Annotated in this window: 5 protein-coding genes; 3 read left to right on the top strand and 2 right to left on the bottom strand. The window is 72.1% G+C overall.

Features of this window, described 5'->3' with window-relative positions; all coding sequences use genetic code 11:
* Positions 1-159: 159 nt before the first annotated feature.
* Positions 160-1,578 (bottom strand): AtzE family amidohydrolase, encoded by a 1,419-nt coding sequence (locus DOO78_RS11390; RefSeq protein WP_111469898.1) that lies wholly within the window; start codon positions 1,576-1,578, stop codon positions 160-162.
* Positions 1,575-1,766 (bottom strand): AtzG-like protein, encoded by a 192-nt coding sequence (locus tag DOO78_RS11395; protein ID WP_165838842.1) that lies wholly within the window; start codon positions 1,764-1,766, stop codon positions 1,575-1,577. Before DOO78_RS11395 ends, DOO78_RS11390 begins: the two co-directional genes overlap by 4 nt.
* Positions 1,767-2,020: 254 nt before the next feature.
* Here DOO78_RS11395 and DOO78_RS11400 point away from each other — a divergent pair, with 254 nt between their 5' ends.
* The 3 genes from DOO78_RS11400 to glgB are packed head-to-tail and all read left to right on the top strand — an operon-like array spanning position 2,021 to position 10,835.
* Positions 2,021-5,320, top strand: a complete 3,300-nt coding sequence (locus DOO78_RS11400; protein ID WP_243634512.1) for an alpha-1,4-glucan--maltose-1-phosphate maltosyltransferase — start codon at positions 2,021-2,023, stop codon at positions 5,318-5,320.
* Positions 5,320-8,679, top strand: a complete 3,360-nt coding sequence (gene treS / locus DOO78_RS11405) for a maltose alpha-D-glucosyltransferase (protein WP_243634513.1) — start codon at positions 5,320-5,322, stop codon at positions 8,677-8,679. Before DOO78_RS11400 ends, treS begins: the two co-directional genes overlap by 1 nt.
* Positions 8,676-10,835 carry a 1,4-alpha-glucan branching protein GlgB gene (gene glgB, locus DOO78_RS11410; RefSeq protein WP_111469900.1) on the top strand — a complete coding sequence of 720 codons (2,160 nt, stop codon included), beginning with the start codon at positions 8,676-8,678 and terminating at the stop codon, positions 10,833-10,835. The genes treS and glgB overlap by 4 nt, the downstream gene beginning before the upstream one ends.
* The last annotated feature ends 96 nt before the right edge of the window (positions 10,836-10,931 follow it).

Here is a 10,931-nt window from a genome sequence, read left to right on the forward strand (position 1 = left end):
AGCTCATCGTCCTCGCCAACGCACTCATCCGCGACAACAAACCCTACGCCCCAGCCTAAAACACCACATTCACACAAAAGACAGTTGCTTGGCTTCGCGCCACTGGGCGCGGCGCCCGTTCGGGCGCTCGGCATGAATGAATCCTTCATGCCGTTGGCATCAGATCGCCCCCGCCGCGAAATCCGGCGCGACCGGCGCGGCGCAGACCCCGGCCGCCTCCAGCGCCGCCGCGGCGCGGAACAGCACCGCCTCCTCGAAGGGCCGGCCGATGAGCTGCACGCCGATCGGCAGCGCCCCCTCGGCCCGCGGCACCGGCGCGGCGATGACCGGCAGGCCGATGGCGCTGATCGGCTGGGTGAACAGCCCCAGGGAGGGCCGCAGCGGCAGGCTGGCGCCGTCCAGCTCCAACGTCTCCTGGCCGATCGGCGTGGCCGGCACCGGCGTCGCCGGGGCGAGCAGGATGTCCCAGTCGCGTTGCAGGGCCCGCATCGACTCCCGCGCCAGCCCCCGCACCCGCTGCGCCTGGGAGACCCAGGCCGCCGGCAGCAGCGCGCCGGCCAGCAGCCGGTCCTGGATCAGCGGCTCGTAATCCTCGAGCCGCGTCCGCAGCGTCGGCAGGTGCAGCGCGCCGCCCTCGGCCGAGGTGATGAGGAAGGCGGCGGCGCGCGCGGCCTCCGCCATGTCCCATGCCACCGTCGCCGTCGCGCCGAGCGCCCGCGCCACCGCGGCCACCGCCTTGCGCGCCGCCGCCGATTGCTGCCGGCCGAACCAGCCGCCCAGCACGGCGATGCGCAGGCCGCCGATCCCGGCCCCCAGGCCGGGCAGCACCGGCGCCGGCGGCTGCGGCGCCTGCGCCGGATCCTCAGGATCGGGCCCCTGCAGGGCATCGTAGCCGGCGGCGAGGTCGGCGACGCTGCGGGCGAAGGGCCCGACATGGTCGAGGGAATGGACGAAGGGAAAGGCGCCGTGGCGGGACAGCCGGCCATAGCTCGGCTTCAGGCCCCAGACGCCGTTCAGCGAGGCGGGGACGCGGATCGATCCATTGGTGTCGGTGCCGAGGCTGAGCGGCACCAGCCCGGCAGCGACGGCCGCCCCCGAGCCGCCGGAGGAGCCGCCGGCGATGCGCCCCACGGGGTGCGCCATGTCGTGCGGGTTGCGCGCCGGCCCGTCATGGCTGTTCTCGGTGGTGAAGCCATAGGCGAACTCGTCCATGTTGAGCGCGCCGAGGCAGATCGCCCCGGCCGCTTCCCATCGCCGGACCAGGAAGGCGTCGCGCGTCGCCGGCGGCGCGGTCCGGCGGATGCGGCTGCCGGCCAGGGTCGGGATGCCGGCGAGGTCGAACAGGTTCTTGGCGGCGACGGGCAGGCCGGCCAGCGGCCCGACCGCCTCGCCGGCCGCGATGCGCCGATCGAGGGCAGCGGCGGTGGCCAGTGCCCGGTCCGCGAGCAGGGCGGTGAAGGCGTTCACCGCCGGGCCGCGGTCCCGGATGCGGGCCAGCGCCGTCTCGGTCACGGCGCGCGCGGTGGTCTCGCCGGCCTGGATGCGGGCGGCGAGGGCGAGGGCCGGGCCCGGGGTCATGGCTGGTAGACCGGCGCCGGCTCGGCGGTCTCGTCGAGCGGGACCGCGAGCGCCGGCGCCCCGACCCGCGCCACCAGCGCCAGCGCCGCCGCGACCCTGGCCTGGCGCGCGGCATCGAGCCGCAACCCTACCGCGGGGGCGACACTGGCGACATACGCCGCTGGGTCGAAGCGGTCGGGCTCGGGCATGGGGGCCTCCTCGGGCGGTCTCGCCGGCTCCATGCCGGTTTCGTGCCGGGGCGCGCCGGCGCACATCTCGCGCATGCGTGATACCAATCGATGGCGCCGATCGGTTGGAGCGGCGTTTCGCGCCGGACATGGCTACGGGGGACATGATGGCAGCACGACGCGGCAGCAAGCCGAAAGCAGCGGCGCGTGCGGCAGCCGGGCCGACGCCGGCCACGCCGCCACGACAGCCGGCGGAGGCCCAGGCGGCGGCACCGGTGGCGCTCCCGGCGGCATCGGCGGCCGCCGTGGTGACGGGACCGCCGGCGCCCCGGATCTACCTGCTGCACCCGCTCCTGGTGGGGACCCTGCCGCAATGGGACGCGGCCTTCGCCCGGGTGGCGGAGCTCGGCTTCGACACCGCCCTGGTCGCCCCGCCCTTCGCCGCCGGACCCACCGGCAACATCTACCATCTGGCCGATCCGGATGCGCCGCATCCGATCCTCGACGCCGATGGCGATGCGACGGCGGCCCTGGCGGCGCTCGCCGCCAAGGCGAAAGCGGCCGGACTGGCCCTCTACCTCGACATCGTGCTCGACCGTGTCGCCGCCGAGGGCGCGATGCGGGCGGATCACCGCGACTGGTTCGAGGGCGATGGCCAGTCCGGCCCGCCCGATCCCCGGCAGGCGCCGCCCGAGCGCGGCACCGCCCGCGCCCGCTGGGAGGCGCCGGAGGTCGCCGAGGCGCTCGGCGCCTGGTGGGAGGCACGGCTCGGCCGCTTCGCCGAGGCCGGCATCGCCGGCTTCCGCTGCGACGCCCCGCACCGGGTGCCAGCCGCGGTCTGGCGCCGGCTCACCGCCGCGCTGCCGCACTGCCGCTTCCTCGCCTGGACCGCCGGCATCCCGGCCGGCGACCTGGCGCCGCTCGCCGGGGCCGGCTTCGCCGCGGTCTTCGACAGCCTCGGCTGGTGGGACCTGAAGGGCGGCTGGCTGGCCGAGGAGGCGGCGCGGCTGGCCGCCATCGCCCCGGTGATCGCCACCGTCGAGCCGCCCTTCGGCCCCCGTCTCGCCGCCCGCGACCCGGATAGCTGGAGCGCCGAGCGGGAGGCGCAGCGGCAGCTCCGCCTCGCCTGCGGCATCGGCAGCGGGCTTCTGGTGCCGATGGGCTTCGAATACGGCGCCCGCCGGCCGCTCGACCCGGCGCGCGACCGGCCCGGCGACTGGGAGTGGCTGCGCGCCCATACCGGCTTCGACCTCTCGGCCGAGCTGCGGGCGGCGAATGCGGCGCTGGCCGGGCGGGCGCTGACCCGGGCGGAGCTGCGTCCCCTCTCCGGCCCCGGCGCCTCCGTGACGGCGCTGCTGCGCGCGGTGGCGCCGGATGTGCGCGAGGCCGGGGCGGCGACACTGGTGCTCGCCAATGCCGACCTGCACGACGGCGCCAGCGTCGCCCTCGCCACGCTGCTGCCGGGCGCCGGCGCCGCCTTCGCGCGCTTCCGGTCGGTCTCGCCGGCAGCGGCCGAGGTGCTGACGCCGCTCGCCACGGTGCAGCTCGCCCCGGGCGAGGTGCGGCTCTACGCGGCCGAGCCGCCGCAGCCGATCCGCACCGCCGCGGCCGTCACCCCGGCCCCGGATGTCGCCGCCGCCGCGGCGGCGCCGCGCATCGGCATCGAGGCGGTGGCGCCGGCGGTGGATGGCGGCCGCTTCCCCGTCAAGCGCACGGTCGGCGAGGTGGTCGAGGTCACCTGCGACCTGATCTGCGACGGCCACGACAAGCTCGGCGCCGTGCTGCTCTGGCGCGCCGCCGACGAGACCGCCTGGTCCGAGACGCGCCTGACGCCGCTCGGCAACGACCGCTGGATGGCGCGCTTCCCGCTCGAGCGCATGGGCCGCTACGTCTTCGCCGTCGAGGCCTGGCGCGACGCCTTCGCCACCTTCCGCGACGAGCTGGAGAAGAAGCACGCCGCCAATGTCCCGATCGGCCTGGAGCTGGAGGAGGGACGCATCCTGGTCACCACGGCCGGCAAGCGCGCCGGCGGGGCGCTGTCGCAGCTCGCCGAGCGGCTGCAGGGCGCGCCGGACCAGGAGCGGCTGACGCTGCTGATGGCGCCCGAGACGGCGCGCTTCATGGCCGAGGCCGACGACCGCCCCTTCCGCGCCCGCAGCGCCGAGATGCCGCTCGACGCCGAGCGCACCGGTGCCGGCTTCGCCAGCTGGTACGAGCTGTTCCCGCGCAGCCAGAGCGGCGACGCGGCGCGGCACGGCACCTTCGACGACGTCATCCGCCGCCTGCCGCATATCCGGGCGATGGGCTTCGACGTGCTGTACTTCCCGCCCATCCATCCGATCGGCCGGGCCTTCCGCAAGGGGCGCAACAACACGCTGACCCCGGGCCCGGACGATCCCGGCAGCCCCTACGCCATCGGCTCGGAGGAGGGCGGGCACGACGCGATCCATCCGCAGCTCGGCACGCTCGAGGATTTCCGCCGGCTGGTCGCGGCGGCGCGGGAGCACGGCCTCGAGCTGGCGCTCGACTTCGCCATCCAGTGCAGCCCGGACCATCCCTGGCTGAAGCAGCACCGGGACTGGTTCGACTGGCGGCCGGACGGCTCGCTCCGCTACGCCGAGAACCCGCCGAAGAAGTACCAGGACATCGTCAACGTCGATTTCTACAACGAGGGCTCGGTGCCCTCGCTCTGGATCACGCTGCGCGACGTGGTGCGCTTCTGGGTGGACCAGGGCGTGCGGCTGTTCCGGGTGGACAATCCGCACACCAAGCCCTTCCCCTTCTGGGAATGGCTGATCGCCGACATCCGCGCGCAATGCCCGGAGGCGGTGTTCCTGGCCGAGGCCTTCACCCGGCCGAAGGTGATGTACCGCCTGGCGAAGATCGGCTTCAGCCAGTCCTACACCTACTTCACCTGGCGCAATTACAAGCAGGAGATCCAGGACTACCTGACGGAGCTGACGACGACGGCGCCGCGCGACTTCTTCCGGCCGCATTTCTTCGTCAACACGCCCGACATCAACCCGCCCTTCCTGCAGACGGGCGGCCGCGCCGCGCACCTGATCCGCGCCTTCCTGGCGACCACGCTCTCGGGCCTCTGGGGCATGTACCAGGGCTTCGAGCTCTGCGAGGCGACGCCGCTGCCCGGGCGCGAGGAATACCTGGACTCGGAGAAATACGAGATCCGGGTCTGGCCGGAGCGGCGGCCCGGCGATATCGTGGAGGAGATCACCCGGCTGAACATGATCCGGCGCGGCAACCCGGCGCTGCAGACGCATCTGGGAATCGCCTTCCACAACGCCTTCAATGACCAGGTCCTGTGGTACCGCAAGGCCACCACGGACCGGAGCAACGTGGTGCTGTGCGCCGTCAGCCTCGATCCGCGCAACGTCCAGGAGGCGGCGGTCGAGCTGCCGCTCTGGGAATGGGGGCTGCCGGACGGGGCGGCGCTGGAGGCGGAGGATCTGATGACGGGCTGGCAGTTCACCTGGCAGGGCAAGGTGCAGCGACTTCGGCTGGATCCCGGCGGCCTGCCCTTCGGGATCTGGCGGGTGCGGCCGGCGGGGGGCGTGTGATGTCCCGCCGCAGCGACGACGGCAGGGACCTCAGCCCCTCCATGGCCGAATTGCGCGCCACCCAGCCCCTCGCGCCGCGCCGCGGCGGCCCGGCCACGGTGCACCGGGTGGCATCGCATCCGCGCGACCCGCAATGGTACCGCGACGCGGTGGTCTACCAGCTCCACGTCAAGAGCTTCTTCGACGCCAACGACGACGGCATCGGCGACTTCGCCGGGCTGCTGCAGAAGCTCGACTACATCGCCGAGCTCGGCGTCGACACGCTCTGGCTGCTGCCCTTCTACCCGAGCCCGCTGCGCGACGATGGCTACGACATCGCCGACTATCGCGGGGTGAACCCGAGCTACGGCACGCTGCAGGATGCCCGCCGCTTCGTGCGGGAGGCGCATGCCCGCGGCCTCAAGGTCATCACCGAGCTGGTCATCAACCACACCAGCGACCAGCATCCCTGGTTCCAGCGCGCCCGCAGCGCGCCGCCCGGCTCGCTGCACCGCAACTACTATGTCTGGTCGGACAGCGACCAGAAGTACGACGGTACGCGCATCATCTTCCTCGATACGGAGAAGTCCAACTGGACCTTCGATTCGGTGGCCGGGCAATATTTCTGGCACCGCTTCTACAGCCACCAGCCGGATCTGAACTTCGAGAATCCGCGCGTCCTGTCGGAAGTGCTGAACGTCATGCGCTTCTGGCTCGATATCGGGATCGACGGGCTGCGGCTCGACGCCGTGCCCTATCTGCGCGAGCGCGAGGGCACCAACAACGAGAACCTGCCGGAGACGCACGAGGTGCTGCGGCTGATCCGCAGCAAGCTCGACCAGGGCTTCCAGGGCCGCATGCTGCTCGCCGAGGCCAACCAGTGGCCGGAGGACACGCAGCAGTATTTCGGCAACGGCGACGAATGCCAGATGGCCTTCCATTTCCCGCTGATGCCCCGGATGTACATGGGCATCGCGCAGGAGGACCGCTTCCCGATCACCGACATCCTGCGGCAGACCCCCGACATCCCGGATGGCTGCCAATGGGCGATCTTCCTGCGCAACCATGACGAGCTGACGCTCGAGATGGTCACCGACCGCGAGCGGGACTATCTCTGGAACACCTATGCCGCCGACAAGCGGGCGCGCATCAACCTCGGCATCCGCCGCCGTCTCGCGCCGCTGCTCGAGCGCGACCGTCGCCGCATCGAGCTGATGAACGGCCTGCTGCTCTCCATGCCCGGCACGCCGGTGATCTATTACGGCGACGAGATCGGCATGGGCGACAACATCTTCCTGCGCGACCGCGACGGCGTGCGCACGCCGATGCAGTGGTCGCCGGACCGCAATGGCGGCTTCTCGAAGGCCGATCCGGCGGCGCTGGTGCTGCCGGTGCTGCAGGACCCGCTCTACGGCTACCAGGCCGTGAATGTCGAGACGCAGTCGCGCGACCCGCACAGCCTGCTGAACTGGATGCGCCGCATGCTGGCGGTGCGCAAGCGCAGCCGCGCCTTCGGCCGCGGCAGCATGCGGCTACTCTATCCGGCGAACCGCAAGGTGCTGGCCTATCTACGGGAATACGACGGCGACACAATCCTCTGCGTCTTCAACCTCTCCCGCTCGGCGCAGGCGGTGGAGCTCGACCTTTCCGCCTGCAGCGGGCAGGTGCCGGTGGAGATGCTGGGCGGCACGAGCTTCCCGCCGATCGGTCAGCTTCCCTACCTGCTGACCCTGCAGCCCTATGGCTTCTACTGGTTCGTCCTCGCCACCGAGAAGGCGCTGCCGCCCTGGCACGCCCCCTCGCCCGAGCCGCTGCCTGACCTCCGAACCCTTGTCCTGAAGGCCGACGTGAAGGAACTCCTTGGCGACGCCGTTCGCGGCGAGATCGAGCGGGACATCCTGCCTGCCTACCTCCCGAAGCGGCGCTGGTTCGCCGCCAAGGGCGAGACGCTGGAGGGTGTCCGCCTGACCGCCATCGCCGCCTTGCCCGAAGCGAAGGGCGCGGTGGTCATGGCCGAGGTTGAGGTCAGGCTGCCGGGGCGGGTGGAGCGCTATGCCCTGCCCCTCGGCGGCGTCGAGGACACGGATGGCATCGGCCCGCTGCCGGCGCAGCTGGCCCTGACGCGGCTGCGGCAGGGCCGGCGGGTCGGCTTCCTGACCGACGCCTTCGCCGACAACCGCCTGCCGACCGCCGCGCTGCAGGCGCTGCGCGACGGCCTGGCGCTGCAGACCGATGACGGCGAGATCCACTTCCGGTCCACCTCGCGCCTCGCCGAGCTGACCCTGCCGGACGCGCCGGAGATCCGCCGGCTCTCGGCCGAGCAGTCCAACTCCTCGCTCATCTATGGCGACCAGGTCGTGCTGAAGATCATCCGGCGCATCAATCCCGGAATCCATCCGGAAGCCGAGATGACGCGCTACCTGACCGAGGCGGGATTCGCCAATACGGCGCCGCTGCTCGGCGAGGTGGTGCGCATCGCGCCGGACGGCACGCCGAACACGCTGATGCTGGCGCAGGGCTTCGTCCGCAACCAGGGCGATGGTTGGGCCTGGACGCTCGACTGGCTCGGCCGCGCCGTTGACGAGGCGGCGCTGACCGAAACGCCGCCGGAGGACCCTTTCGCCGGCTATCTGGCCTTCGCCGGCGCGCTCGGCCGCCGCCTGGGCGAGTTGCACGCAGCCCTGGCGAAGCCGACCGACCAGCCGGCCTTCGCGCCGGAGACGGCGACGGAGGAGGACCGCGCGGGTTGGGCGAAGGGGGCGCTGGAACAGCTCGACCCGGCGCTCGAGCTGCTGCGCTCGCGTGAGTTGCCGGAGGATATCGCCCCGCTCGCCGAGCGGCTGCTGTCGCGGGCCGATGCGCTGCGCGCGGCGACGCACCGGCTGGCGCAATCGGCGGCGGGGGCGCTGAAGACGCGCGTGCATGGCGACTTCCATCTGGGCCAGGTGCTGGTGGCGCAGGGCGATGCCGTCATCGTCGACTTCGAGGGCGAGCCGGCGCGGCCGCTCTCCGAGCGGCGCGCCAAGGGCAGCCCGCTGCGCGATGTCGCCGGCCTGCTGCGCAGCTTCGACTACGTGTCGCACGTGGCGAACTCGACGGAAGGCTCGGGCGCTTCGGCGGCCGCGCCCTCCGAGCGGCGCACGGCGCTGATCGCCCGCTGGCAGCAGCAATCCGAGCGTGCCTTCCTCGATGCCTATCACGCGGCGGAGGCCGCCGCGCCCAATCCCTGGGTGCCGGCGGACGCCGAGGCTGCGCTGCTCGACCTCTTCCTGATCGAGAAGGCGGCCTATGAAATCCGCTACGAGGCGGCGAACCGTCCGGCCTGGATCGGTGTGCCGCTGCGTGGCCTTGCCTCCCTGGCGGAGCGGATCACTGCATGAATCAGTCCTATGACGCGCTGGCCGCGGGCCGCCACGGCGACCCGTTCTCCCTCCTCGGTCCACATGACGGCGAGGTGCGCAGCTTCCAGCCTGGGGCGCGCGGCGTCGCGGTGCTGGCGCGCGATGGCGGCGAGGAGATCGGCCGGCTCGAGAAGGTGCATCCGGCCGGCCTCTTCTCCGGCCGGGTGTCGCGCCAGGTGCCCTACCGGTTGCGGATCGAATGGCCGGGGCTGACGCAGGAGACCGAGGATCCCTATGCCTTCGGCCTGCTGCTCGGATCGCTCGACCTGCATCTCTTCAGCGAGGGCCGGCATTTCGAGCTGGCCAAGGTGTTCGGCGCGCAGGCGATGGAGATGGAGGGCGTGCCCGGCGTGCGCTTCGCGCTCTGGGCGCCGAATGCGCGCCGCGTCTCGGTCGTCGGCGATTTCAACGGATGGGATGGACGGCGCCATCCGATGCGGCTGCGGCCTGAAGCGGGCGTGTGGGAGCTGTTCATCCCGCGCCTGCAACCCGGAGCCGTCTACAAATACGAGTTGGTCGGGCCGGACGGGGCGCTTCTGCCGCTGAAGGCCGACCCGATCGCCCAGGCGACGGAGCTGCCGCCGGCCACCGCCTCCCGCGTCCTCGATCCGGCTCCCTTCGCCTGGACGGATGAGGGCTGGATGGCGCGGCGCGGCGCGGCACAGGCGCCGGGCGCGCCGATCTCCATCTACGAGGTGCATGCCGGCTCCTGGTGGCGCGATGCGGAGGGCGAATCGCTCGACTGGGACCGGCTGGCCGACCGGCTGATCCCCTATGTGCAGGGCATGGGCTTCACCCATCTCGAATTCCTGCCGATCATGGAGCATCCCTTCGGCGGCTCCTGGGGCTACCAGCCGCTCTCCATGTTCGCGCCGAGCGCCCGGTTCGGCTCGCCCACCGGCTTCGCCCGGTTCGTCGACCGTGCCCATGCCGCCGGCATCGGCGTCATCCTCGACTGGGTGCCGGCGCATTTCCCGACCGATGCGCATGGCCTCTACCGCTTCGACGGCACGGCGCTCTACGAGCATGCCGATCCGCGCGAGGGCTTCCACCGCGACTGGAACACGGCGATCTACAATTTCGGCCGCAACGAGGTGCGCGGCTTCCTGCTCGCCAGCGCGCTGCATTGGCTGGAGCACTACCATGTGGACGGGCTGCGCGTGGATGCCGTGGCCTCCATGCTCTACCGCGACTACTCCCGGCCGGCCGGCGAGTGGATCCCGAACCGCTTCGGCGGGCGGGAGAATCTCGAGGCCGTCGCCTTCCTGCAGGAGATGAACGCCGTCGTCGCGGAACGCTGCCCCGGCGCCGTCACCATCGCCGAGGAAAGCACGGCCTGGCCCGGCGTGACCCGGCCGACCGGCGAGGGCGGCCTCGGCTTCGACTACAAATGGAACATGGGCTGGATGCACGATTCGCTCCATTACATCGAGCAGAATCCGGTGCACCGACAGTACCACCACGACAGCATGACCTTCGGCCTGGTCTATGCCTGGAGCGAGAAGTTCATCCTGCCCCTCAGCCATGACGAGGTGGTCTATGGCAAGGGCTCGCTCGTTGGGAAGATGCCGGGCGACACCTGGCAGAAGCTCGCCAATCTGCGCGCCTATCTCGGCTTCATGTGGACGCATCCCGGCAAGAAGCTGCTCTTCATGGGCGGCGAGATCGCCCAGCCGGCGGAGTGGAACCACGATGCCAGCATCGCCTGGCCGCTGCTCGACGATGCCGGCCATCGCGGCATCCAGCGCCTGGTGAACGACATCAACGCCGCCTATCGCGCGGTGCCGGCGCTGCACCGCCGCGACGCCGCGCCCGAGGGCTTCCGCTGGGTGGTGGGCGACGACCGGGCGCAGAGCGTCTTCGCCTTCCTGCGCTTCGGCGGCGCCAATGACCCGCCGGCCCTCGTCGTTTGCAACATGACGCCGGTGCCGCGCCACGGCTACCGGATCGGCGTTCCGCGCGGCGGCACCTGGCACGAGATGTTGAACACCGATGCCGCCGCCTATGGCGGGACCAACAGCGGCAACGGTGGTTGGATCACCGCGGAGCCCACGCCGAGTCACGGCTTCGGCGAGAGCCTCAGCCTCGTCCTGCCGCCGCTCGCGGTCCTCATCCTGGTGCCGCAGGGCGGCTGAGGGGCGGCAGCCATCGCGCCGGCGCGCCGGGGGCGAGGGTCCCGGCGGCCCGGGGCGCGCCACGCGGGGCCGCTGACAGGAGGGGCCGGCCTCCGC

The organism is Roseicella frigidaeris (genome assembly GCF_003258945.1).
Taxonomy (GTDB): domain Bacteria; phylum Pseudomonadota; class Alphaproteobacteria; order Acetobacterales; family Acetobacteraceae; genus Paracraurococcus; species Paracraurococcus frigidaeris.

Bases quoted from the DNA above. Each gene is read 5' to 3' on its own strand.
- DOO78_RS11390 (WP_111469898.1), bottom strand. From the start codon at position 1,578: ATGACCCCGGGCCCGGCCCTCGCCCTCGCCGCCCGCATCCAGGCCGGC.
- DOO78_RS11395 (WP_165838842.1), bottom strand. From the start codon at position 1,766: ATGCCCGAGCCCGACCGCTTCGACCCAGCGGCGTATGTCGCCAGTGTC.
- treS (WP_243634513.1), top strand. From the start codon at position 5,320: ATGTCCCGCCGCAGCGACGACGGCAGGGACCTCAGCCCCTCCATGGCC.
- glgB (WP_111469900.1), top strand. From the start codon at position 8,676: ATGAATCAGTCCTATGACGCGCTGGCCGCGGGCCGCCACGGCGACCCG.